Raw genomic sequence first — 23486 nt, 5'->3', positions numbered from 1 at the left:
TACTGTTCTGAAAGGCGAGTTGACGACAAGTCAGCCAGCCGAACGCAGGACGCCTAGCGACATACGAGGAGAGGGCCCGACATGTCCCGACCAGCACACATCGCCATGGTGAACATCCCGGCACACGGCCACGTCAACCCCAGCCTGGAGGTGATGCGGGAGCTGGTCGCCCGCGGCCACCGGGTCAGCTATGTCAACGACCCGTCGTTCGCCGGGCAGATCGAATCCACCGGCGCCCGACTCGTGCCCCACGACACGACCCTGCCGATCGCCAAGGGCGGGGTCGACCCCAACATCGGGGCCGGCGTGCACACCATGATCTTCGAGGAGGCGCAGGCGATGCTGCCGCGACTGCGCGAGGCCTTCCACGACGACCGGCCCGACCTCGTCCTGTACGACTTCATGGCGTACGCGGGCCGGGCGCTGGCCGACGGCTGGGGCGTGCCGTCCATGCTGATCTCACCGTCCATGATCATCCGGGAGGACTCCCACCTGGCGCGCTTCGAGATGGCGCGGGAGGCCTTGGAGGCGGAGAAGATCCCGGAGCGGTTCGCGCAGTGGCTCGCCGACAACGGCGTGCCGGCGGGCGAACCGTTCGGGTACATGCTGCGCCCGGATCGCGGGCTGGCGCTCATCCCGCGGGTGCTCCAGCCCGAGATCGAGCTGGTCGATCCCCAGATCTTCTCCTTCGCCGGGCCCTGCCTCGGCGCCCGCGAGCACCAGGGCGGTTGGACCCGTCCGGAGGGGGCGCAGAAGGTGCTGCTGGTCTCGCTCGGCTCCACCTTCACCCACCAGCCCGACTTCTACCGCGCGTGCCTGGAGGCCTTCGGCGACCTGCCCGGCTGGCACGTCGTTCTCCAGGTCGGCCAGGCAACCGACCCGGCCGAACTGGGTACGATCCCGGCCAACATCGAAGTGCACCAGTGGGTGCCGCAGTTCGCCGTGCTCCAGCAGGCCGACGCGTTCGTGACCCACGCCGGAATGGGCGGGTGCAGCGAGGGCCTGTACTGCGGGCTGCCGATGGTCGCGGTGCCGCAGGCCGCCGACCAGTTCGACAACGCGGACCGGCTGGTCGAACTCGGCGTCGCCCGCCGGCTGGACACCCCCCAGGCCACCCCGGAGGCGCTGCGCTCCGCCGTGCTGGAGCTGACCGGCGATCCGGCGGTGACCGCCCGGCTGGCCGAGCTCAGCCGCGAGGTCCGCGCCGGCGGCAGCGCGGCCAGGGCCGCCGACCTGGTCGAGGCCGCCCTCATCTGAACCACCCGTCCGCCACCGCCCCGCCGCCCGGGGCGGTGGCGGACACCGCACCGGCCGCCGGGCCCGCACCGCCGCTCCCTCCTCCCCAAGAGACCCTGTTGACCGAGATCATCCTCATGTCCGACCCGCAGGTGGCCGCCGTCCCCGTCCAGGACTGCGGCGACCGCCTCCTGGACGTACGCGAGCACGAACTCCTGCTGGACGACCGCAAGCACGACGACACCGGGGCGTTCGCCCACCTGCGGTCCGGCGTGCTCGACCGGCTCCTCGACGCCCAATCGCACCTCCCGGACGGCCTGCGGCTGCTCTTCGTCGAGGGCTACCGCCCGCCGGCCCTCCAGCGCCGCTACTTCGACCAGTACACCGCCGAGTTGCGCGCCGCGCACCCCAACTGGCCGGCCGCGCAGCTCCGCTCGGCCACGAGCCGCTACGTCTCCCCGCCCGAGATCGCACCACACAGCGCCGGCGCCGCCGTCGACCTCACCCTGGCCGACGCCGACGGCCACGAACTCGACCTCGGCACCCGGGTCAACGCCAACCCGGAGGAAAGCGCCGGAGCGTGCTACACCGACGCCGCCGACCTCTCCCCCGAAGCCCGCACCAACCGGCAACTCCTCAGCCACACCCTCACCCGCGCCGGCCTCGTCAACTACCCCACCGAGTGGTGGCACTGGTCCTACGGCGACCGCTACTGGGCCCTCACAACAGGCGCACCCGCCGCCCTCTACGGCCCCCAACACCGATAGCCCTCACGCGACTGCCCTCCCACGCCCGCCGCAAGCTCCGCCCGACCCGCCGACGACAGGACGGGCCACCCAGAGCGCCCCGGGGCTCGGAAGCCCCGGGGCGCGTCGGTCACTCGGTGAGGCGTCAGGCCTTGGGGCCGGCGGACTGGACGACCTCGAAGGACCAGAGGGTGGAGCCGGAGGCGGCGGGGCGCTTGGGGGCCTCGCCCTCCGGGGCGGCGGGGCGGTGGGCGGCCTGCATGGGGCCCTCCATCCACGCCTTGAAGTCCTCCTCGCTGCGCCAGCGGGTGTAGACGAGGTACTGGTCGGTGCCCTCGACGGGGCGGAGGAGCTCGAACCACTCGAAGCCGTCCGAGTTCTCCACCGCGCCGGCGCGGGAGGCGAAGCGCTGCTCCAGGACCTCCCGCTGCTCGGCGGGAACCGTCAGTACGTTGATCTTGACGACGGACATGCCGCTCCTTCTGCTCCGCCGGGGCCGCGGGTGCGGCCGCCGGTCCGGTGACTGTCTGCGGTCAGCAGTCTCCTACACCTCACACCGCGCGGGTCGGGCGATCCGGGGCCTGTCGATCGTGACGCCCTGCGGCAACTTGCCCGAAGTGCAGGCGGAGAAGGTGCGCGCAAGCCTGGTTGGAGAACCCGAAATCCAACCGAATGGGGCACAGCCATGGGTATCGGCGACAAGTTCCGGGACAAGGCCGAGCAGTTGGAGGAGGAGGCGAAGTCGCGCCTCGGCAGCAAGGCTGGGCGTTACGGCTGTCCCCAGCGCTCCTGAGAAGAGTCCCCGCACCGTCCCATCCCTTATCGGGTGAGGTCAGATGCGAGCACTCTTCCCCGTCTGCACTGTGAGGCGGGCTACGCCTCCGGCGGCACGCTGTAGCGGCTCAGGACGTCGTCCGCCGTGGACTTGTCCAGCAGGCGCAGTTCCCACGGCCCGGAGTTGACGTCGAAGTCCTTGCCGAAGCCAACCCACTTGCCGGCCATGCGGCGGCCGGTCGGGTCGACCAGCAACTGAATGGCGCCGTGGTACCTCGCCCCCTGGTAGTAGCCGTCCTGCGCGGTCTGTTCCACCCAGGAACCCGTCACGACGTTCCGATCAACAGTGAGATCGAATGACAGTGGCGAGTCAGGGTTGGACGACGCACCGGGCAGGGATCGCCCCGTGATCCGGTTCCCGCTCTGGGACAGCACGACGTGATGCAGGCCGGTGAACGTGTTCTCCCGACTGCTGCTGTAGAACTCGTAGTGGCTGACCCATACCCCCGAGTAGTCCTCACCGGTAGGAGTGGGCGCGGCCTGCACGGGCACGCCCGGTTCATCACTGGTCACGTCGTGCCCTCCCGTACCGTCCACGCTGACCCTTGGCGGCAACTGTGGCGAGTCGAAGCCGAGGCGGTCAACGGGAATCTTGGTGACAGCTTCAAGGGCTCGAACGTACACCGGGCGGGGATACCGCACCTCTCCCGACTCCCAGCGCTGAACAAGGCGCTTGCTGGCGTCATTCGGCTCCCCTTGGTCGTCCCCGACCGCCCGCAGCCGCTTCGCGAACTCGTCCTGACTGAGACGGAGCCCGAGGCGTACGGCCCGAAGGGTCTCATTCGGCGTAGTCATGGCTAGACGATAGGCCCAAACGTCGCCCAACGACGCCGAAATGACGTCTTGCCAGGACTCCGGAGTGACGCCCTCACGCCGTCGCAATGGCTCACAAGGTCGGGGCACGATCAGCCTGCTGACAGTCGGAGGACCACGGAATCGGAGTCGGAGAGCGGTGACGATGACACGCGAGGACCACGAGGCCGATCGACACAGGCGACCGCCCGGCAAGCGCGCCAGCCCGGCCTTGATCGCCGCTTGCCGCGCCGACTACCGCGAGGCCAAGGCGGACGACGACCGGCGTCCCCCGGACCCCTTCAAGCACGCCCCGCTGGGGTGGGAGGACGTGACCAGTGGCGCCGCCTGACAGCCGGCCGAGGTGTGCCGTGTGCGCATCCTTCGACAAGATCGACCACGCGTTCGCGGAGTCGCCCCAGCTTCCGGATCAGTCGGTGCTGCGCGAGATCGAACTTCGCCGCCTGGCGCACGAACTCATCTGCAAGGCGGTGGCGCGTGTCGCTTCGTGAGATCGCTCGGCGGAGACCGGACACGCCCGCCCCAAACGCTGATCAGTGCCCCGGCTGCCAGTACTTCGACTTCGCGCAAGCGCAGTACCCGGCCGAGGATTTCCCCACGATCGCGCGGAACTTGGCGCGTAGGCGGGCGCAGCACATCGCGGACAGCGAATGCCTGGTAGTGCACGATGCCGACGAGTGAGCCGGAGTACCTGCCGCCGGACTGGACGAGTTTCCTGGGCGAACCAGTGCCGTACCCGGTTGACCAAGGCGACCAGGACAGCGCCGAGGAGGACGCCTTGCCGCCCTTGGGGCCCGTCCCCGACTCGCCGACCATGGCCCGCCTCAGGATCGCGACGGCGATCGCCAACGCCCGCTCCCGCTGGGGGATTTGAGACTCCCACTCCAAGAGGGTGGGGACCGCAAGGGAAGATCGAGAGAGAGGACAGTGCAATGACCGCCCGTCCCGAATTCGAGTTCGTCACCATCGCGGCGTGCCAGAACACGGTGCGCAAGGCGTGCCCGCAGGTGGCCACCAACATCCCCGGCGTCGTCGCCTTGCGCGACAGCGAGCGGCCCGGTGAGGTGGTCACCATGACCCGTGAGGCGTGGGCGGAGTTCACCTACGCCGTCAAGTGCGGGGAGTTCGACCTGAGCGCGTAGGAGAGTAGTGGACTGTCCGCTGTGTGATCAGCCCGTCGCGTTCGACCCGGAGACAGGCCAAGGCTTCTGCTTCCGGTGCGACCAGTGGGTGACCGTCTACCCGGATCGACCGGATCCGTACCGGTACACGCCCAAGAATCGGCCCTACCGGCCGAGAAGGCACGACCCGAACGACCACCCGGGTAGCAACGGTGGGCAGTCCACGCCCGCATGACCCCGAAAACAGCCCCGTCCATGCATCGTCCCCCGTGACGCATGGGCGGAGCTTCGCCGTTCGGCGACAGTTCCCTCGACGGCCGTGCAGCTTATGTGAGTGGCTTGACACATTCGTTGATCTTGACGACAGACATGCCGCTCCTTCTGCTCCGCCGGGGCCGCGGGTGCGGCCGCCGGTCCGGTGACTGTCTGCGGTCAGCAGTCTCCTACACCTCACACCGCGCGGGTCGGGCGATCCGGGGCCTGTCGATCGTGACGCTCTGCGGCAACTTGCCCGAAGTGCAGGCGGAGAAGGTGCGTGCAAGCCTGGTTGGAGAACCCGAAATCCAACCGAATGGGGCACAGCCATGGGTATCGGCGACAAGTTCCGGGACAAGGCCGAGCAGTTGGAGGAGGAGGCGAAGTCGCGCCTCGGCAGCAAGCCCCCGAAGGGGGACGACGCCCAGCAGAAGGCCGCCCAGACCCAGCAGCAGGGCCAACAGCAGGGTCAGCAGAACCTGGACGACCTCCAGGACGACATCGACGACCGGAAGTAGCGGCGAGGACCGGGCGGGGACGGTCAGGGGTAGGCCCTCGACCGTCCCCGCACCCGTGCCCGGACCGCCGGACCGCCTCGCGGTCAGGCGATCCACGGCGGGAGGAGGCGCTCGGCGTCGCGGGGGGCGAGGCCGCAGGCGCCTTCGGGGGTGACGGCGTCGGGGTTGTAGGCGTGGGCGGGGGACGGTCCGGCGACGATGGCGGTGAAGCCGTCGGCGGTGGTGATCTGGCGGGCGAGGTCGGCGGGGAGGACGAGGGTGTCGCCGGCGGTGAGGGGCACCGGGCCGTCGGGGAGGGTGACGGTGGCGGTGCCGGTGAGCAGCGTCCAGATCTGTTCGACGTCCATGGCGTGCAGCGGGCCGCTCTTTCCGGCCGTCATGTCGACCTGCCACAGGGCGAGGGCGGTTGAGCCCTGGGTGGGTGAGGCGTAGGTGGTCATGACGGCGTTCGGCGTCTCGGTGCGACGGGCGTCGGCGTGGCGGATCACGGGCATGGCGAGGGAACCTCCTAAGATGGTCAATGGCATTGTCTATATGGTCAATGAGGTTGTCTACCTATGTCAAGCGAGCCCGCGAGCACACCCACCAGCGCACCCACGAGCGAACCCGCCCCGCCCGGCTTCGAGTTGCCGCTGCGCCTGCTGCTCGCCTTCCGGACGATCATCGACGAGCTGCACGAGCGCATCGCCCGCGAGGGCCACCCCGACCTGCGGCCCATGCACGGCTTCGTCTTCCAGGCGATCGGACCGCACGGCACCACCGCCGTCGAACTCGGCCGCCGACTCGGCGTCTCCAAGCAGGCCGCCGGCAAGACCATCGAGAACCTGGAGCAGCTCGGCTACGTCGAGCGCGGCGGCGACCCGGCCGACGCCCGCCGCAAGGTGGTCCGGCTGACCGCCCGCGGGGTGGACTGCCTGGTCCGGTCGGCCCGGATCTTCGACGAGCTGCGCGCCGAGTGGTCCGCCACCCTGGGCGAGGAGCGCCTGCGCGAGGTGGAGACGGCCCTGCGCCTGCTCGCCCCCGGCGACCCGTTCCGCCTCGACACCCCTCGCTGGTTCGGGAGTCCGTGAGGGAGGATCAGGAGCGACACGAACCAGGGGCAAGCGGAGGGGGCAGCGGATGAGGCGGCTGGGACGGACGGTTGCGGCGGCGGCCGTACTGGTGCTCGCGGCGTGCTCCTCGCCGGCCCCCGAGTCACCGGCCCCCGAGTCACCGACCCCCGAATCACCAGCCCCCGAGCACATGTCCCCCGAGGCCCGCGGCTACCTCTCCGAGGCCCTGGACCTCATCCAGCAGAAGTCCCTCAACACCGCGAAGGTGGACTGGCCGAAGCTCCGCACCCAGGCCTTCGCCCAGGCGGCCACGGCCCGCACCCCGGCCGACACCCACACCGCGATCAGGGCCGCCGTCACCGCCCTCGACGACCACCACAGCCGCTTCTACCCGCCCGACCAGGCGGCGAGGGTCGACGCCGACCCGGAGGCAGTGAACGCCCCGACCACCCGGCAACTCCCCGGCCGAATAGCCCAGTTGACCCTCCCGGCGGTGAACGGATCGGAGCGCACCTACGCCGAGTACGTCACCCGCGGCCGCGCCGCCGTCGCCGAAGCGAGCGCCTGCGGCTGGGTGGTGGACCTGCGCAACGAGACCGGGGGCGGAATGTGGGCCCCGCTGGCCGTCGCGGCGCCGGTCCTCGGCGACGGCCCGCTGGGCGCCTTCGTCACCGCGGACGGCACCCGCAGCACCTGGTCGGTCCGCGACGGCGTGCCGTACCTGGACGACGCCCCGCAGGCTTCCCCCGCCACCCAGCACGACAAGGCGCCCACCCACCACGACAAGACGCCCGGAACGCCCGTCGCCGTCCTCACCGGCCGCGCGACCGGCAGCGCGGGCGAGGCGGTCGCCATCGCCTTCATCGGCCGCCCGGCCACCCGCAGCTTCGGCCAGCCCACCTACGGGGTGCCCACCGGCAACGCCGCCCACCGGCTGTCGGACGGCGCCGTCCTGCTGCTCACCGGCGCCGCCGAGGCCGACCGCACCGGCAGGGTGCACGAGGGCCCGATCGAGCCGGACGAGGCGGTCGAAACGGCCGACCCCCGCAAGGACGACGACCCCACGCTCGCCGCCGCCGTCACCTGGCTCTCCCACCAGACCCCCTGCGAGGCGGGCTAGAACGACCGCCCCTCGCCCCGGTACGGCGGCTCGTGGGCCGGTCGGTCGGGGCGGTCGCGCCGGTCGGCGCAGAGGGTGGAACTGAGGCGGGTGAGCAGGTCGGCGAGGTCGGCGTACTGCTGCTCGTCCCAGTCGCCGAGCAGGTCGGCGAGTTGCGAGCGCCGGGCGGCGACCAGCTTGACGGCCGCCTCCGCCCCCGGTTCGGTGAGCCGTAGCGGCAGCCCGCCGCTGCGGACGGCGAGGCCCCGGCCCTCGACTTCCCGGACGGCGCTCTCGATGACGGCGATCGGGATGATCCGCCGTTCGGCGAGTTCGGCCGGCTCGACCGAGCCGTGGTGGTGCATCTGCAACAGCAGCCAGCTGGAGGCGGGTTGGAGGTCCAGCCCGGCCCCCTCGGTGATCCGCCGGAAGAGGTCGCGCCGGGCCTCGCGGGAGCTCAGCACCGAGAGCGCGCGGGCGATCTCGTCCAGCGACGAGCGTTGGACGGGGTTGAGGCCGATGGATCCGCTCAGGTCGGGCGCGGTGGCGGTGGAGCGCAGCTTCTGCTCGCGCAGGAACAGTGACAGCACGAAGGCGACCATCGCGACGGGCACCGCGTACAGGAACACCCTGGTGATCGACTCGGCGTACGCGTGGTGGACGGCTTCCTGCGCGACGGCGGGCAGCCGGGTGATCACCCGTGGGTCGGAGGTGATGGCCTCGGGGTGGAAGCCAGGCGGCAGCGGCAGGCCGGTGAGGGCGTCGGCGAGCCGGTCGCGCAGCCCACTGGCGAACAGGGTGCCGAAGATGGAGACGCCGAAGGAGGCGCCGATGGAGCGGAAGAAGGTGGCGCCGGCGGTGGCGACGCCGAGGTCCTGGTAGCCGACGGAGTTCTGCACGATCAGCACCAGTACCTGCATGACCAGGCCCAGCCCGAGGCCGAAGACCAGGAAGTAGAGGCTCATCTCCGTGGTGCTGCTGTGCTCGTCGAGCCGGGAGAGCAGCAGCAGGCCGACGGTGGTGACGGCCGTCCCGGCGATCGGGAAGATCCGGTAGTGGCCGGTGCGGGCGACGATCTGGCCGGAGCCGATCGAGGTGAGCAGCATGCCGAGCACCATCGGCAGCATGTGGATGCCGGACAGGGTGGGCGAGACCTGCATGACGACCTGGAGGAAGGTCGGCAGGTAGGTGAGGGCGCCGAACATCGCGAAGCCGACCACGAAGGAGATCACCGCGACCAGGCTGAACGTCCGGGAGCGGAACAGCCGCAGCGGCAGCACCGGTTCGCTGGCCGTCCGCTCGACCAGGACGAAGGCGAGCAGCAGCACCAGGCCGAGCACGCCGAGCCCGACGATCTGCCAGGAGGTCCAGCCCCAGGTGGTGCCGCCGAGGGAGGTCATCAGCACCAGGCAGGTGGCGACGGCGGCGATCAGCACGGTGCCGAGGTAGTCGATCCGGTGCCGGCGCCTGACCTCCTGGCCGTGCAGGACGGCGGCGATCACCACCAGGGCGACGATGCCGATCGGCAGGTTGATGTAGAAGACCCAGCGCCAGCTGAGGTTGTCGACGAACAGGCCGCCGAGCAGCGGCCCGAGGACGCTGGTCACGCCGAAGACGGCGCCGAAGAGGCCCTGGTACTTGCCGCGGTCCCGGGGGGAGACGAGGTCGCCGACGATGGCCTGGGTGAGCACGATCAGCCCGCCGCCGCCCAGGCCCTGCAGCGCGCGGAAGGCGATGAGTTCGCCCATGTTCTGGGCGATGCCGCAGAGTACGGAGCCGAGCAGGAAGATCACGATGGAGGCCTGGAAGAAGCGCTTCCGGCCGTACATGTCGCCGAGCTTGCCCCAGAGCGGGGTGGCGGCGGTGGAGGCCAGCAGGTAGGCGGTGACCACCCAGGAGATGTGGTCCAGGCCGCCGAGGTCGCTGACGATGGTGGGCAGCGCGGTGGAGACGATGGTCTGGTCGAGGGCGGCGAGCAGCATCGCCAGCAGCAGGGCCCCGATCGGCACCCAGAGGTTGGGGGCGGTGACCTCCGGCGGGCCGGGCTCGTACGCCGGGCTGCGGTCGGACGCGGCGCGCGAGTCCGTCATGGCGGCTCCGTAGGGTCGCGGGCCCCGGCCGAGGCGGCGGGCCCGTGCGGATGATCACTCCCAGCTCACCATGCTGTCAGAAATGCCCCGGTTTGCTCCCTCGGATTGAGCCGAACGTAGCCTCCGGGCCTGCCCGAGCGGACCCTCCGGGCCTGCCGACCCAGGACGCACCGAGCCGAGCCGACCACACCCACCGCACCGACCCCGCCGCCGGCACCGGGGACATCCGCCGCCCCCCGACCGTTCCTCGGGAGACAACCGCCACCAACCGGCACAACACCCCCGCCCGGGTCCGGACGCCCCTGTCCCCCCTCCGGGACGTCCTGCATAATCAGGCGCGATCGTGAGCCCGGGAACCGCCCCGGGGCACGGAGACCGCCCGAGAACCGAGGAGGACCGGCCGATGCCGGACCAGCACTGCCCGACGTGCGGCACCGCACGCTCCACCGGGTGCGGCTGCGTCCCGGACCCGAGCCTCACCGAGACGGCCGTCCTCCCGCACCTCGAAGGCCCGCCGCTGGTCCGCCCGTACGTGCCGCAGGCGGTCGGCCAGGTCGCCGAGGAGCCCGTGGCGGACGTCCCCGCCGTCGACCCGTTCGCGACCGCCGTCCTGCCGCCGGTCGCCCCGGGACAGCCGACCCCCGTCCACCCCGCCGCGCCCCCGCCCGCCGCTGCCCCGCCCGTGGTTCCCCCGCTGGGGCCGGACGCCGACGCCTACGCCACCACCGTGCTGCCGCCGGTGCCCGCCTCCGGGCCGGGCGCTTACGCGGTGGCGACGGCCCCGCAGGCCGCGTCCGGCGGCGACCTCGGAGTCTTCCCCTTCGACCACGCGACGCCCGGGCCCGAGCCGGAGCCCGTCGGCGGCCGGGCCGCGCGCAGAGCCGCCGAGCAGGCCACGCAGAACCCGCTGGCCCGGCACAAGCTGCTGCTGGCCGGGGTGGGCGCCGGCCTGGTCGCGCTCACCATCGGCATCGCGTACGCGGTGACGCCCTCGCCCGCGCCGACGACCCGGCAGGCGCAGCCGCTGCCCACCACCCTGGCGCCCGCGCCGGTGGAGCCGACCGCCCCGGCACCGACGGACCCGGCCACCCCGCCGCCGACCAGCGAGGCGCCGAGTCCGACGTCGTCCCCCACCCGCAAGCCGAGCCCGACGAAGACGGCCACCCCGGCGCCGACGCCGACCACCCAGGCCCCGGCCGCCGCTCCCCCGGCCCCGGCTTCCGCCCCGACCGCGCCCCCGACACCCACGCCCACCCCCACCACCGCGACGCCCACGCCGACTCCGACGCCGACCCCCACCCCGACGCCGACCCCGACCACCCGGGTGCTCCAGATGGGGATGACCGGCGCCGACGTCAAGGACATGCAGCAGCGGTTGTGGGCGGCCGAGTGCGGATACGTCGACAAGTCGATGATCACTGGCACCTTCGACTTCTGGACCAGGTCGGTGCTCGGCGACTACCAGACCAGCAACCGGATCAAGGGCGAGACCTACGTCTACGGCCCGAAGACCCGGGCCGCCCTGGAGGCCGACCCGGGCTGCTGAGCCCCGCGAACAAGGGGTCAGCCGGTGATCGCCCCGAAGATGCTGATGCCCGCCAGCACCACCATGATCGCCGCCGCGACCCGGATGATCAGCTTCATCGGCACGTACTTGAGCAGCTTCTGCCCGCCCACGATGGCGAGCCCGCCGACCGCGCACAGCGCCAGCCAGGCGCCGAGGCCGACGGCCAGCGGATCGGCGTACTTGGCGGCCAGGTTGGCGGTCATGATCTGGGTCAGGTCGCCGAACTCGGCGACCGCGACGACCACGAAGCTGGCCCCGGCCACCTTCCAGAAGCTGTTCGAGGACGGCTCCTTGGCGGCGTGCCCCTCCTCGTCGTCGCCCCCGCCGTGGAACAGCAGCATGGCCGCGCCGGCCAGGAACAGCACGCCGGTGACGCCCTCCACCCAGCGGTGCGGCAGCAGCGAGAGCAGGTGCCCGGCGGCGAGGGCGAGGACGACCTGAACGCCCATCGCGGCGGCGACACCCGCGAAGACGTAGCTGGCACGGTACTTGGTGCCGAGTACGAGGCTGGCCAGCGCGGTCTTGTCCGGCAGTTCGGCCAGGAAGATGATGCCGAACGTCAGCGCGGCCACGGTCAAACTCATCAGAAAGGGTCCCTCGGTCGGGCTGCCCGGCCTCCGCAGGTCCGTCAGGGGACGCTTCGGCCCGACAGCACTGGTCATGGTCACAGCACTGCGGCCGAAGGTCTCGCCGGCACCGACCCCGGAGGATCGGGTGCCCCGGGCGCCGGGCCCGTGAGGGCCAGTATGTCGACGGTCCGGTGGAGGGCTACTCCCCTTCAACGTGCTCAAGGGTACCCGACCGCGTCCGGTGCCCAAGGCGGCCCGGTCCCCGCCCCCCATCCGGCACCCGCCCCGGCCCGGTACCCCACGCTCACCAACCCACGCTCACCAACCCACGCTCACCAGCCCGCGTTCACCAGCCCCCGGCCGACCAGCTCCAGCACCACCACGATCGCCACCGACTCCACCGCCAGCAGCCCGACCAGCACGAACAGCTGCACCGCCCCCGCCTGGACGGGCGAGGCGCCGCCGAGCAGCATGCCGACGAAGGCGCCGGGGAGGGTGACCAGGCCGACCGTCCGGGTCTGGTCGAGGGCGGGCACCAGCGAGGTCGCGGCGGCGGTGCGGCAGATCTCCAGCCGGGCGTCGCGGTCCTCGAAGCCGAGCGCCAGGGCCGCCTCCACCTCGCCGCGGCGCTGCCGCAGCTCGTCGAGGGCGCGCCGCCCGGCCAGCGAGGTGGCGGTGAGCGCGCCGCCGATCAGGATGCCCGCGACGGGGATGACGGACAGGCCCTTGGCCGGCAGCAGCCCGACGGCCAGCAGCAGGGCGAGCACCGGCAGCACGCCGGCGCCGATCGGCGCGGCCGCCCAGACCCAGCCGGGGCCGGGGGTCATCCGCCGCCCGGCGGTGCGCGCCGCGACGGTGAACATCAGCAGCACGAACAGCGCCGACCACCAGAGCGAGCCGACCACCCAGCTGATCACCGCGGCGACGGCGGCCAGTTGCACCACCGCGCGCAGTCCGGCCCGCAGCACCGCGTGCCCGTGGCCGAGCAGGCCCCGGCCGGCGACCGCGACGGCGGCCAGCAGCAGGGCGGCGGTGACCACCCCGAGCATCGGGGTGACGGGTAGCAGCTGGCCGCCCGCGGCGGACAGGGTCACCGGTGTCAGATCCAGCTGGTGAACCACATCCGGTCCTGCCAGGACGTCATCGGGATCACCTCCGCCGTGTACAGCGGGTAGAAGAAGGCGAAGCAGGCGACGATGGCGAGCACGATCAGCCCGGCGCCGGCCGCGCCGATCCGGCGGCGTTCGGGACTGCATCCGGCCGGGCCGAGGATCGCCCCGAGCATCTGCGCGACGGCCAGGCACAGGAACGGCACCAGGACGACCATGTAGAAGGAGAAGACGGTCCGCTCCTGGTACTGGAACCAGGGCAGGTAGATCCCGGCGACGGCGCACAGCACGGCGCCCGAGCGCCAGTCCCGGCGGAAGAACCAGCGCCACAGCAGGTAGACCAGGGCGAAGCAGGCCGTCCACCAGAGCAGCGGGGTGCCGAGGCCGAGGATCTGGGACGCGCAGCCGCCGGTGGCGGTGCAGCCGTGCTGCCCGTTCGGGACCTGCTCCCAGTACATGGAGACGGGGCGGCCGACGACCAGCCAGCTGAAGGGGTTGGACTGGTAGGTGTGCGGGGTGCTCAGCCCGGTGTTGAAGTCGTACATCTGCGAGTGGTAGTGCCACAGGCTGCGCAGCGGCGCGGGCACCCAGCTCATCGACACCTGCGGCAGCGGGACGCCGAGGAAGGTGTCCGGGGACAGGCCGGGGCGGCCGTCGGCCCAGTGCCGGTCGTACCCGCCCTCGCCGTTGCCGCCGCCGGCGAGCCAGCCGGCCCAGGCGCCGACGTACACCACCAGGGCGGAGCCGACCATGGCGAGGAAGGCGGGGACGGCGTCGCGGCGCAGCATCGAGCGCCACGGGCGGCGGGCGCCGGCCCCGCGGCGGCCGGACTGGTCCCACAGGACGGTCAGCAGGCCGAAGGCGGCGAGGATCATCGCGCCGTTCCACTTGACGGCGCAGGCGGCGCCGAGGAGCACCCCGGCGGCGATCCGCCAGGGCCGCAGGCCGAGCCGGACGCGGTCGCCGTCGGTGACGCCGGCCAGCCGGGCGCGGACGTGGTCGCGGTCGATCAGGAGGCTGCCGAAGGCGGCGAGCACGAAGAACATCTGGATGCCGTCGAGCAGCCCGACCCGGCTCATCACCAGCTGGAGGCCGTCGACGGCCATCAGCAGGGCCGCGGTGCAGCCGATCAGGGTGGAGCCGAAGAGCCGGCGGCCGATCCGGGCGAGCATCAGCACGGTGACGGTGCCGAGCAGGGCGGTCATGAACCGCCAGCCGAAGGGGTGCAGGCCGAACAGCTGTTCGCCGATCGCCATCACCCATTTGCCGAGCGGCGGGTGGGCGATGAACTCGGGCGCGGAGGTGAGCGGGATGTGCTGCGGGACGGCCAGGACGTCGGCGTTGGCGTGGTCCGGCCAGCTGCCCTCGTAGCCCTGCCGCAGCAACGACCAGGCGTCCTTGGGGTAGTACGTCTCGTCGAAGACGAAGGCGTTGGGGTAGCCGAGGTTCCAGAACCGCAGGAGGCCCGCGAAGAGCGCGACGCCGATCGGCCCGAGCCAGCCGGACCAGTCGGCCGGCAGGCGGAGCAGCCGGCCCCGGGCCGGTGCCGGGGCGGCGGGGGCCGGGGCCTGGGCCGCCGGGGGGTGCGTGAGCGCCGCTTGCGTCATTGCCTCGCCGATTCGCCTGTCTCCTGTGCCGGCCGGGTCTCCTGTACCGACCGGGCCGGGCGGCCAACAGCCACTGACACTATGTGGCGGTGGTCGCGAAGCCAAGCGCGACGGGCGCCGACCAGGTGACCCGGTCGGCGCCCGTCGACACGCCTGTTCGATCGGCGGTCACGCCGCCGTCTGCAACTCCCGGACGACCGTGGTGCGGACCACGGCCGGGGCCGCGTTGTCCTGCTCCGGCGTGAGGTACGGGCGCAGCCGCAGCGCCAGGACGACGACCAGCAGCGTGGAGCCCGCCATGGCCGCGAGGTAGAGCGGCCAGGTGCCGGAGCCGACCAGCAGCACGCCGACGGCCGGGCCGACCGCGATGGCGATCTGCTTCACCAGGGCGTACCCGGAGTTGTAGGTGCCGAGCAGCCGGGCCGGGGCGAGGTCGGCGACGATCGGGCCCATGGTGGGCGCGAGCAGCGACTCGCCGACGCCGAACAGGGCGTAGATCGAGACGATCGCGACCGTGGCGGCCATGGTCTCGGTCCGGATCAGGCCGGCCACCAGGGCCATCGCCCAGGCGCCGAGCCAGACCACGCCGGCCGCGGCCATCGCGGTGGTGCGGCGGCGGCGCGCGGTGATCCGCACCATGAACATCTGCAGGACGACGATGGTCAGCGCGTTGGCGCCGATCGCGAAGCCCAGGGTGGAGGGCGCGGTGCCGACGGTGTCGGTGGCGAAGGCCGCGACGCCGGACTCGAACTGGCCGTAGCAGGTGAAGAAGATCAGCCCGGCGAGCACGCAGAGCCGCAGCATCGCCTTGTCGGCGACCAGCGCGCGCAGGCCGGTCGGGCCGTCGCTCTTCTCCTGGAGCGGGATCAGCGGGTTGGCCGGCATCCGGGCGGTGCCGGTGACCAGGGCCAGGCCGAGGAAGGTCGCCGCCTCGATGGTGAACAGCCGGGTGAGGCTGGCCGGGTCGGCGACGTTCACGATCTGGCCGCCGACCAGGGCGCCGATGCCCATGCCCAGGTTGACCAGGGTGAACTGGAGCGCGAAGGCGTGCGAGCGGGTCGCGGCCGTCGAGCAGCGGACGATCATCGTGGCGAGCGCCGGCTGGCAGGTGGTGACACCCGCGCCGAACAGGAAGGAGGAGACCAGCAGGGCCGGGGTGCCGGTGGCGTGGCCGAAGGCGAACGCGCCGGTGGCGGCGAGCGCCGTACCGGCCAGCAGGACCGGACGGGGGCCGTACCTGTCGATGCCGCGACCGGTGAACGGCAGGACGGCGAGCGCCGCCAGCGCGAAGACGGTGAACACCATCCCGGCCGCCAGCGAACCCAGCCCGCGCACCTGGTCCACGTACACGAACATGTACGGCATCGTGAAGCCGCTGCCGAACGCGCTGAGCGCGTTGCCGATCTGGACGCGGCGCAGCGGGCCGCCCGCCCCGCGTCGCTGCCGCCCCTGCTGCTTCACCGTGCCGGTCACCGTGCACATCCCTTCCTGGATTCAACTGGATACTCTTAAGTCCAGAAGATTTCAGAGCTAAAGTTTGACAAGATAAATTCTTAGCACTGGAAGAGTGTGGAGTCAAAGGCTTAAGAGATGCACGCCCCCGTGCGACACTGGTCCGCATGACTACGGACAAGCCCCCGCCGGCCACCGCCAGGGAGCTCGGCATCACCGAGCAGGTGGCCGTCTACCAGCGGGAATTCCCCACCGTCGACCCCCAGGTGGAGACCATCGTGCAGACCCTGTCCCGGGTCGCCCGGCGGATGGGCGTGGCCTACGACCGGCAGCTGACTGTGCTGGGAATCACGGCCGCCGAGTGGGAGGTGCTCAAGGCACTGGTGGTCTCCGGCAGCCCGTACCAGCTCGGACCGGGCGAGCTGGCCAAGCGGCTCGGGCTCACCCCGGCCGCGATGACGCACCGGATCGACCGGATGGTGACCGAGGACCTCGTCACCCGGGAGCGCGACGAGACCAACCGGGTCCGGGTGATCATCGAGCTGACCGAGAACGGCCGCGACAAGTGGCTGGAGTCGATGCGGATGGCGGCGGTGTTCGAGGAGGAGCTGCTCCAGGACGTCACGGGCGAGGAGCGGGCCGTGCTGTCCGCGATGCTGGCGCGGATGCTGCGGCGGATCGAGGAGAGCCAGCCGGACGCGCTCGGGCGCACCGCCGACCTGGCCTGAGCCGCGCGCCCGGGTCGCGCCCCCGGGTCGCGCCCCCGAAACGCAACGAGTCCGGCCCGCCGGGGGTGCTCCCCCGGCGGGCCGGACCGCTTGGTTCAGGTGCTGCGAGGGTCCGTCAGGCCCTCAGTCCGTGCCGCCCGAGGGGTCAGCAGGCGCCGTTGTCGGTCCAGACGCCCCACTGGCCGCTCTGGCTCGGGTCATCGCCCTTGGTCCACCACTTGTTGGTGTAGTAGTGGCCCTTCCACGAGACCTTGGTGCCGCCGGCCGCGTAGGTGGTGTTGGCGTCCCAGCTCGGGGCGGCCGGGCAGCCGGCCGGCGAGGTCGGGGTGCCGGTGGGGGTACCGGTCGGGGTACCCGTGGGGGTGCCGGTCGGCGTGCCCGTGGGCGTGCCGGTTGGGGTCTGGGTCGGGGTCGCCGTGCTGCTCGGGGTGCCGGTCGGCGGGGCCGGGCAACCGGCGGCGGAGCCGTTGGTGGCGTTCACCATCGTGTCGAACAGGCCGGTCTTGGTGCCCAGGTCGTACAGCGAGAAGGCGAAGGAGCCGCCGAGGCCGTTGCAGTGCGCGTAGTCGAGCTTGGCCTGGATCGACCGGGTGTCCTCACCGCTCCAGAAGGTGTTGCCGTCGTAGAAGTACGTGGCCTTGGCGTCGTCGTCCCAGAAGGTCCTGGACGGGTTGTCGACGAAGCCCGCGAGCTCCTTGTACATCTGGATGCCGGGGACGTTGCCGGACATCGCCGCGCCGGTCGCCGGGCTGGCGGCGGGCTGGAACAGGCCGTTCTTGCCGTTGTTCTGGACGCCGGTCCAGCCGCGGTAGTAGAACGGCACACCCATGTTGATCTTGTTGGCGGGGAAGCCGCCGGGGATCCCGTAGTCCGCGTCGCCGACCGTCCACGCCTTGATGGCGTTGTCGATCGAGTACTTGCCGTGGCCCGGCTTGACCGGGGTCGACGGGTCGTTCGGGCCCGCGTAGAGCGCGGCCTGGTGGTTGGTCGGCCCCTGGGCGTCCCAGCCGCCGTGCATGTCGTAGGTCATGACGTCGAGGAAGGTGAGGTACTGACCGATCTTGTCGGTCTCGACGTTCATGATCTTGTCCTGGCCGGCGCCGACCGCCGCCGACAGGGCGTAGGTCTTGTTGTCGGCCTTGCCCTGGGCGTCCAGCTGGGTGCGGAACTCCTTCAGCAGCGCCGTGAAGTTCTGCTTGTCGGCCGGGCTGGAGATGTTGCCGGTGTGGCCGCCGCCGCCCGGGTACTCCCAGTCGATGTCGATGCCGTCGAAGATGCCGGCGCCGGAGCCCGGGCCGCCGTAGCCGGCGTCGCTCGGGAGGTTGCCCTTGATGAACATGTCGAGGCAGGACGAGACCAGGTGCTTGCGCGAGGCGTCCGTGGCGGAGGCCGGCGAGAAGTACTTGGAGTAGGTCCAACCGCCGATCGAGAGCAGGATCTTGAGGTTGGGGTTCTTCGCCTTCAGCTTCTTCAGCTGGTTGAAGTTGCCCGCGATCGGCTGGTTCCAGACGTCGCCGACGCCGTCGACCGAGATGTCCGCGCCGAAGCTCTTCTGGTAGTCGGCGAACGCGTCGGCCGCGCCGTCACCCGCGTTGGGGTTGTTGTCGTTCGTGTCGGCGGCCTTGGTCGCCTCGAAACAGCCCAGGTCGGTCGGGTGGATGTTCGCGAAGTCGTAGATCAGGTAGTCGAGCTTCCCGGCCACGCCGGTGTCCTGGATCGTCTTCGGGTAGTACGCGTTGGCGTAGACCGACCACTGGTCGTAGTAGGCGACCTTGATGCCGCCGCTGGTGGCGGCCGCGCCGGTGGTGTTGGTGGTCGCGGCGTTGGCCGCGGCGCCGCCGGTCAGCGCGAGGCCCGCGCCGAGCAGCACGGAGGCGGCGGTGCCGGCCGCGACGGCGGCCAGGCTCTTCGGGCGGCGTCGACGGCCGCCCGTCGGAGCCGGGGTCCCGGCCCTTTCAATGCGTGAACGCAGCATGGGTGCGTGACTCCTGGTTGTGGGGGTTTTCCGTCGTCCCGTGGGGGTGCGCCCGAGGTGGGGTCGGGCGACCGGGACATGACAGCTCAGTGCGGGGAATCGTGCGGGGAATCGAGCGGGATCAGCGGGATCGGGCCTGGACGGACACCGGGATGTGCCGAACCGGCGCCCGCGGCACGAGGCCGTTGACGCCGGTTCAGGGGCTCCCTGCACCTGGGCAATAAAAATGGACTAGACCAACTCCCCCGTCAAGGGGTCCCGTTGGGCCTTGAGCCGCGCTTAAGGTTCGGCCCCCGCCCGGCACCCGCGCTGACCTGCGAGCCAGCAGCGGGAAGTCAGTGGGGGAAGTCAGTGGCGGGGAAGTCAGTAGCGCAGCGCGTTCGCCACCACGGCCTTCAGGCTGCCCGAGAGGTCCCGGTTGCTGCGCGCGGTGGCCTGGGCGCTCCGGCCGGCCGCCACGTCCTGGACCGTCACCGCGGTCGCGTCCTGCACCGTGCCGGAGTCGTCGGTGAAGTCGACCTGGATCACGTACCGGTACGACTGCTGCCCGTGGTTGGTGACGGTCAGCTCCACCTGCGCCCTGCCGTCCGAGCCGGTGCTCACCGCCCCGACGGCCACGTCCCCCTTGGCGTCCAGCCCGCCCTTGATCCCGGAGACCGCCGAGGAGGCCGCCGACACCGCCGCCGAGGCCCGCGCCTCCGCCGAGGCGATCACCGCCCCCGCCCCGCCCGCCACCGAGGCCAGCGCCGAGGCGGCGGAGGCCGCGGCCGAGGCGCCCCGCTCGATCGCGGCGGAGGCCGAGGTGGCCACGCTGCTCGCGCTCTTTCCGGAGGAGCAGCCCGCCAGCGCCGCCGCGGCGACCATGGTGGCGGCCAACACCCCGGCCACCGCCCGGCGTTGGCGGCGCACCGGCGCGTCCAGCTGCCGCGCGGTGATCCGCGGCCTCGAACCGATCCGGGTGAGCGGCTGGCGGTCCATGCGGTCCAGGCGGTCCATGCGGTCCCTCGTTTCTGCCCCGGCGCCGGGCTGCCCGGCACGCCTTCCCGACCACCCTCCGAGGGCCGCCCGGGGGCCGCCAGCAGGACTGGTGCCTCCGGGTGACCGGGGCGAGCAGGCCGGCGAGGGCCGCCCGGGGGCCGCCGGCGCGTCAGGACAGCCCCGAGCCCTCCTGCTCGTCCGCCTCCATCGCGGCCCGCTCCTCGCGCAGCCGCACCACGTGCCGGCGCCGCGCCACCACGCCGTACGCCCCGGCGACGGACCCCGCGAAGGCCACCAGGCCCATCCACGGCTGGTCGAGGACGTGACAGGTCAGGTGGTCCAGCGAGTACCGCCCCGGACCGGCCAGGCCGAGCGCCAGCCCGGCCGCGCCGAGGAAGGCCGGGTACTCGTAGCCGCCGGAGGTCGCGAAGAAGCCCCCGGGGGCGTGCACCGCCACCGCGCCGGCCATCGTCCCGGCCACCACCGCGCCGGCCGCGCCGGTGGCCAGCCCGGCGACCAGCAGCACGCCGCCGCCCGCCTCACCGGCGCCCGCCGCGATGGCGCTCTGCCGGCCCGGGTGGAAGCCCATGTGCTCCATCGCCTGGGCGGTGCCCTCCAGGCCTCCGCCGCCGAACCAGCCGAACAGCTTCTGGGTGCCGTGCGCGATCAGCACCCCGCCGACCGCGCCGCGCAGGGCCAGCAGGCCCAGGTCCTTACGGTTCAGACACATGTCGCATCCTCGTTCCCGGGGAGGTGATCCGACTTCCATGGGAGCCGAGAGCGCGCACCCGTTCGAGCCAGGACGGCCATCCGGGCGAATTCGTCGGCGACCGGGAATGAACCGCTCCCCGGCGAGATTCACGCCACGCCCGACCGCGGGGCGTGGCGTGGCGGAGCGGCCGCACCGGCCACCGCGGTCATGCTTGGCGCATGTTCGTCTTCAATCTGAGCAGCGCCTTCATCACCTTCTTCGCCGTGGTCGGCCCGCCCAAGGTCCTGCTGGCCTTCGCCCGGCTGGCCTCCACCCGGAGCACCCGGGAACTGCGACGGCTGGCGGCGTGGAGCACGATCATCTCGGCGGTGATCGGCCTGGTGCTCGGCTTCACCGCGGACGAGGTCACCACGCTCTTCCACATCAGCGACCAGTCGCTGCAGCTCGCGGGCGGGACGATCTTCTTCATCTACGCGGTCGCGCTGGTCTTCGGCGTCCACCTCGGCGGCGAGAACGAGGACGACGACCACCTGCCGAACCCGATGGTGGACGGCATCCGCGAACTGCTGCTGCCGTACATCGCCAGCCCGCTCGCGGTCACCGCCGTGCTGGTCGCCTCGCTCGCCCGCAACGACTGGAGCTGGAAGGCCACCATCGGCGGGGCCTACCTCGCGGTCGTGGTGATCAACTACGTCTGCGTGGCTCTGCTGGCGCCGCTGATGCAGCGCACCCACCGCACCTCGTTGGAGGTGCTCTCCCGGCTGCTCGGGCTGCTGCTGGCGGCGGTCGGCGTGGAGCTGTTCCTGACCGGCCTGGCCGGGCTCGGGGTCCACCTGCCCGAAGGGCACTGAGCCCGGCCGCCGCCCGTCAGACCGCCACCCGTCAGGCCGCGGCCGCCGCCAGCCGGGCCAGCACCTCGCCGATCCGCTCCCGCACCAGCGGATCGGCGACCAGCCCGTCCGGGCCGACCGCCCCGCGGTCCAGCGGGATGCGGACGCAGGCCCCGTCCACCACCGCCGCGCCGGTGTAACCGAGGACGGTGCGCAGGGTGGCCTCGGCGCCCTGGCCCCGGCCCGGGCCCGCCGCGTTGATCCAGCCGGCGGGTTTGTCCGCGATCTCCGTCCCGCCGACCGTCCAGTCCAGCAGGTTCTTGAAGGAGCCGGGCAGCGTCCCGGCGTACTCGGGGGTGCAGACCAGCAGCGCGTCGGCGGCCCTGACGGCGGCGCGCAGGGCGGCCACCGGCCCGGGCAGCGGGTCGGTGTCGTGGTCCGGGTTGAAGTGCGGCAGGCCGGCCAGCCCCGCGTAGTAGGTGGCCCGCAGGCCCGGGGTGGCGGCGGCCACGGCGGCGGCGGTGCGCAGCACCGTCTCGTTGGCGGAACCGGCCCGCAGGCTCCCGGGCAGCAGCAGGATGTGGCGCTCGTTCGGCATGCCGAGGAACCTACCGTTCCGGCCCCGGGCCGCACTGCGGTCGCGACGGCGCCATCGCGCTGTGGCGCTGTGGCGCTGTGGCGCTGTGGCGCTACGGCTCCTACGCCCCGGCGGGCGCGACCACCGGCCGCCAGGGCACCGGGCTGGAGAGGATCATCGAGCTGGACGGCTGGCCGTAGCCGCCGAGCCGGTCGCACAGGGCCTCGAAATCGGCCATCGTGGGCACCGCGACCAGCAGCGCGCAGCAGGCCCCTCCGGTGACCCGGTGCAACTGGAGCACCTCCGGCCAGGCAGCCACCTGGGGGTCGCGCAGCACGCAGCGCGGGCCGTAGCACTGGATCTGGACCAGCGCGGTGATCGGCAGTCCGGCCCGGCTGAGGTCCACGTGGGCGTGGTACCCGGTGATCACGCCGTCGGACTCCAGTCGGCGGACCCGTTCGGCCACCGCGGGTGCGGACAGGCTCACCCGGCGGGAGAGTTCGTTGTAGGAGAGCCTGGCGTCGGTCTGCAACTCGGCCAGCAGGCGGCGGTCGACGGCGTCCATGGCGGCTCCCGGAGTGACTGGAACGGGTGGTTTCGCGATCGTAAAGCGAATCGGCCGAACGCCTCGCGAACAACAGCCCGGATCGCGGTTGCGGTGTCCGTCGACCATTCAACCGGGGGGTCGCACCGCCGCACAATGGGCACCCCGGTGGAACCAGGCCATCCGTCTGGTCGCCGGTCCGGGCGACGGGCCCGGGTGGATCAGGAGGAATCGGGATGGGGCACGACACGGTGGAGACGCCCAGCCTGTCGTTCGGTCGGCGCGGGGAGCCGGATCGGGGCACCCCGTACGCCCGCTACGTGTGCCTGGACGAGCTGCACAGCCTGCAGCACCCGCGCAGCAAGGTGCCGGCCGAGCTGTCGTTCATCGTCACCACGCAGGTGATGGAGCTGCTGTTCGACCTGTTGCGGCACGAGTGGACGCTCGCCCAGCGCGCGCTGCGCGAGGACGACCTGCCCGCCGCACTGGCCGCGCTGCGGCGCGGCACCCACGTGCAGGACGTGCTGGTGGAGTCCTGGGACCTGCTGGCCACCATGACGCCGCAGGAGTTCAACGGCTTCCGCGCGGCGTTCGGCCAGGCCTCCGGCTTCCAGTCCGCGGCCTTCCTGCACCTGGAGTTCCTGCTCGGCAACAAGAACGCCGCACTGCTCACGATGTACGACGGGATGCCGCGGACGCAGGCCGAGCTGACCGAGGCGCTGCGCTCCCCCGGCCTGTACGACGACGCGCTGGCCCTGCTGGCACGGCGCGGCCTGCCGCTGCGCCCGGAGCCCTCCGAGGAGCGCTACCGCGCCAGCGACGAGGTCGCCGCGGCCTGGCGCCTGGTCTACACCGACCCGGAGCACGCCGGACTGCGGCCGCTCGCCGAGGCGCTGCTGGACGTCGCCGAGCGGGTCACCCGCTGGCGCCAGCGCCACCTGTCCGCGGTCAAGCGGACCATGGGCGGCAAGCCCGGCTCGGGCGGCTCCAGCGGGCTGAGCTGGCTGCGCAGGTCCGCCGAGCAGGACGTGTTCCCGGAGCTGTGGACGATCCGGGACGAGCTGTGAACGAGGG

26 protein-coding genes are annotated in these 23486 nt (G+C 72.2%); 13 read left to right on the top strand and 13 right to left on the bottom strand.

The features are described from left to right. Positions 1–81 precede the first annotated feature (81 nt). Positions 82–1257 (top strand): macrolide family glycosyltransferase, encoded by a 1176-nt coding sequence (locus AC07BF_RS21520; RefSeq protein WP_478333773.1) that lies wholly within the window; start codon positions 82–84, stop codon positions 1255–1257. Positions 1258–1355: 98 nt separating this feature from the next. Beyond that, complete coding sequence (locus tag AC07BF_RS21515; protein ID WP_400805522.1) at positions 1356–2003, top strand: M15 family metallopeptidase; 648 nt, start codon at positions 1356–1358, stop codon at positions 2001–2003. Between the two features lie 124 nt (positions 2004–2127). On the opposite strand, the gene AC07BF_RS21510 is transcribed toward AC07BF_RS21515, so the two are convergent. Both AC07BF_RS21510 and AC07BF_RS21505 read right to left on the bottom strand, forming a co-directional pair. Further along, positions 2128–2454, bottom strand: a complete 327-nt coding sequence (locus AC07BF_RS21510; protein ID WP_363580788.1) for an antibiotic biosynthesis monooxygenase family protein — start codon at positions 2452–2454, stop codon at positions 2128–2130. Between the two features lie 401 nt (positions 2455–2855). Continuing rightward, positions 2856–3611: a helix-turn-helix domain-containing protein gene (locus AC07BF_RS21505; protein ID WP_400985354.1), complete on the bottom strand. Its 756-nt coding sequence runs from the start codon at positions 3609–3611 to the stop codon at positions 2856–2858. A gap of 157 nt (positions 3612–3768) precedes the next feature. Between AC07BF_RS21505 and AC07BF_RS21500 the strand changes: the two genes are divergently transcribed. The 5 genes from AC07BF_RS21500 to AC07BF_RS21480 all read left to right on the top strand — a co-directional run bounded on the left by AC07BF_RS21500 (position 3769) and on the right by AC07BF_RS21480 (position 5523). Then, positions 3769–3960 (top strand): hypothetical protein, encoded by a 192-nt coding sequence (locus AC07BF_RS21500; protein WP_478333772.1) that lies wholly within the window; start codon positions 3769–3771, stop codon positions 3958–3960. A 19-nt stretch (positions 3961–3979) separates the two neighbouring features. Further along, a complete protein-coding gene (locus tag AC07BF_RS21495; RefSeq protein ID WP_363580782.1) occupies positions 3980–4120 on the top strand; it encodes a hypothetical protein in 141 nt (46 codons plus the stop codon). A gap of 176 nt (positions 4121–4296) precedes the next feature. After that, positions 4297–4503 carry a hypothetical protein gene (locus tag AC07BF_RS21490; protein WP_478333771.1) on the top strand — a complete coding sequence of 69 codons (207 nt, stop codon included), beginning with the start codon at positions 4297–4299 and terminating at the stop codon, positions 4501–4503. A gap of 58 nt (positions 4504–4561) precedes the next feature. Further along, the gene (locus AC07BF_RS21485; protein WP_400805518.1) at positions 4562–4771 is read left to right on the top strand and encodes a DUF397 domain-containing protein; all 210 of its coding nucleotides are present in this window, start codon (positions 4562–4564) and stop codon (positions 4769–4771) included. Between the two features lie 563 nt (positions 4772–5334). Beyond that, positions 5335–5523 (top strand): hypothetical protein, encoded by a 189-nt coding sequence (locus tag AC07BF_RS21480; protein WP_363580777.1) that lies wholly within the window; start codon positions 5335–5337, stop codon positions 5521–5523. A gap of 83 nt (positions 5524–5606) precedes the next feature. On the opposite strand, the gene AC07BF_RS21475 is transcribed toward AC07BF_RS21480, so the two are convergent. After that, a complete protein-coding gene (locus AC07BF_RS21475) occupies positions 5607–6017 on the bottom strand; it encodes a cupin domain-containing protein (RefSeq protein ID WP_363628603.1) in 411 nt (136 codons plus the stop codon). A 63-nt stretch (positions 6018–6080) separates the two neighbouring features. On the opposite strand from AC07BF_RS21475, the gene AC07BF_RS21470 reads away from it, so the two are divergent. Together AC07BF_RS21470 and AC07BF_RS21465 are read left to right on the top strand one after the other, a co-directional pair. Then, on the top strand, positions 6081–6593 hold the full coding sequence (locus AC07BF_RS21470; protein ID WP_478333770.1) for a MarR family winged helix-turn-helix transcriptional regulator: 513 nt from the start codon (positions 6081–6083) through the stop codon (positions 6591–6593). A 49-nt stretch (positions 6594–6642) separates the two neighbouring features. Next, positions 6643–7695 (top strand): S41 family peptidase, encoded by a 1053-nt coding sequence (locus tag AC07BF_RS21465; protein WP_478316175.1) that lies wholly within the window; start codon positions 6643–6645, stop codon positions 7693–7695. On the opposite strand, the gene AC07BF_RS21460 is transcribed toward AC07BF_RS21465, so the two are convergent. Further along, positions 7692–9764, bottom strand: coding sequence for an MFS transporter (locus tag AC07BF_RS21460; RefSeq protein ID WP_363580769.1), 2073 nt, complete (start codon positions 9762–9764; stop codon positions 7692–7694). The genes AC07BF_RS21465 and AC07BF_RS21460 overlap by 4 nt on opposite strands. A 403-nt stretch (positions 9765–10167) precedes the next feature. Between AC07BF_RS21460 and AC07BF_RS21455 the strand changes: the two genes are divergently transcribed. After that, the gene (locus AC07BF_RS21455) at positions 10168–11310 is read left to right on the top strand and encodes a peptidoglycan-binding domain-containing protein (protein ID WP_478333769.1); all 1143 of its coding nucleotides are present in this window, start codon (positions 10168–10170) and stop codon (positions 11308–11310) included. 17 nt (positions 11311–11327) lie between these two features. Here the strand turns inward: AC07BF_RS21455 and AC07BF_RS21450 are convergent, their stop codons facing one another. The 4 genes from AC07BF_RS21450 to AC07BF_RS21435 all read right to left on the bottom strand — a co-directional run bounded on the left by AC07BF_RS21450 (position 11328) and on the right by AC07BF_RS21435 (position 16089). Next, on the bottom strand, positions 11328–11918 hold the full coding sequence (locus tag AC07BF_RS21450; RefSeq protein WP_350878273.1) for a TMEM165/GDT1 family protein: 591 nt from the start codon (positions 11916–11918) through the stop codon (positions 11328–11330). Positions 11919–12232: 314 nt separating this feature from the next. Continuing rightward, positions 12233–12949 carry an ABC transporter permease gene (locus tag AC07BF_RS21445; RefSeq protein WP_478333785.1) on the bottom strand — a complete coding sequence of 239 codons (717 nt, stop codon included), beginning with the start codon at positions 12947–12949 and terminating at the stop codon, positions 12233–12235. A gap of 50 nt (positions 12950–12999) precedes the next feature. Beyond that, the gene (locus AC07BF_RS21440; protein WP_363628611.1) at positions 13000–14616 is read right to left on the bottom strand and encodes a dolichyl-phosphate-mannose--protein mannosyltransferase; all 1617 of its coding nucleotides are present in this window, start codon (positions 14614–14616) and stop codon (positions 13000–13002) included. 168 nt (positions 14617–14784) lie between these two features. Next, a complete protein-coding gene (locus AC07BF_RS21435; RefSeq protein ID WP_363580764.1) occupies positions 14785–16089 on the bottom strand; it encodes an MFS transporter in 1305 nt (434 codons plus the stop codon). A 146-nt stretch (positions 16090–16235) separates the two neighbouring features. On the opposite strand from AC07BF_RS21435, the gene AC07BF_RS21430 reads away from it, so the two are divergent. Then, positions 16236–16796 (top strand): MarR family winged helix-turn-helix transcriptional regulator, encoded by a 561-nt coding sequence (locus AC07BF_RS21430; protein ID WP_363580762.1) that lies wholly within the window; start codon positions 16236–16238, stop codon positions 16794–16796. A 145-nt stretch (positions 16797–16941) separates the two neighbouring features. Here AC07BF_RS21430 and AC07BF_RS21425 read toward each other — a convergent pair whose 3' ends face one another. From AC07BF_RS21425 to AC07BF_RS21415, 3 genes are all read right to left on the bottom strand, one after another. Continuing rightward, a complete protein-coding gene (locus AC07BF_RS21425) occupies positions 16942–18771 on the bottom strand; it encodes a glycosyl hydrolase family 18 protein (protein WP_363580760.1) in 1830 nt (609 codons plus the stop codon). 363 nt (positions 18772–19134) lie between these two features. Beyond that, a complete protein-coding gene (locus AC07BF_RS21420) occupies positions 19135–19767 on the bottom strand; it encodes a hypothetical protein (protein WP_363580758.1) in 633 nt (210 codons plus the stop codon). A gap of 151 nt (positions 19768–19918) precedes the next feature. Further along, positions 19919–20479, bottom strand: a complete 561-nt coding sequence (locus tag AC07BF_RS21415; RefSeq protein WP_363580756.1) for a DoxX family protein — start codon at positions 20477–20479, stop codon at positions 19919–19921. Positions 20480–20679: 200 nt separating this feature from the next. Between AC07BF_RS21415 and AC07BF_RS21410 the strand changes: the two genes are divergently transcribed. Continuing rightward, the gene (locus AC07BF_RS21410; RefSeq protein ID WP_363580754.1) at positions 20680–21312 is read left to right on the top strand and encodes a MarC family protein; all 633 of its coding nucleotides are present in this window, start codon (positions 20680–20682) and stop codon (positions 21310–21312) included. 31 nt (positions 21313–21343) lie between these two features. On the opposite strand, the gene AC07BF_RS21405 is transcribed toward AC07BF_RS21410, so the two are convergent. Both AC07BF_RS21405 and AC07BF_RS21400 read right to left on the bottom strand, forming a co-directional pair. After that, positions 21344–21889 carry an NADPH-dependent FMN reductase gene (locus AC07BF_RS21405; RefSeq protein WP_363580752.1) on the bottom strand — a complete coding sequence of 182 codons (546 nt, stop codon included), beginning with the start codon at positions 21887–21889 and terminating at the stop codon, positions 21344–21346. A gap of 100 nt (positions 21890–21989) precedes the next feature. Next, a complete protein-coding gene (locus AC07BF_RS21400) occupies positions 21990–22433 on the bottom strand; it encodes an Lrp/AsnC family transcriptional regulator (protein ID WP_063347413.1) in 444 nt (147 codons plus the stop codon). Positions 22434–22648: 215 nt separating this feature from the next. Between AC07BF_RS21400 and AC07BF_RS21395 the strand changes: the two genes are divergently transcribed. Continuing rightward, positions 22649–23479, top strand: coding sequence for a tryptophan 2,3-dioxygenase (locus tag AC07BF_RS21395; protein WP_363580750.1), 831 nt, complete (start codon positions 22649–22651; stop codon positions 23477–23479). Positions 23480–23486: the final 7 nt, after the last annotated feature.

Source organism: Kitasatospora sp. NPDC043950, from assembly GCF_056435345.1.
Note: the sequence above shows the minus strand (reverse complement) of the source record. Positions and strands in the feature narration are given on the sequence as shown.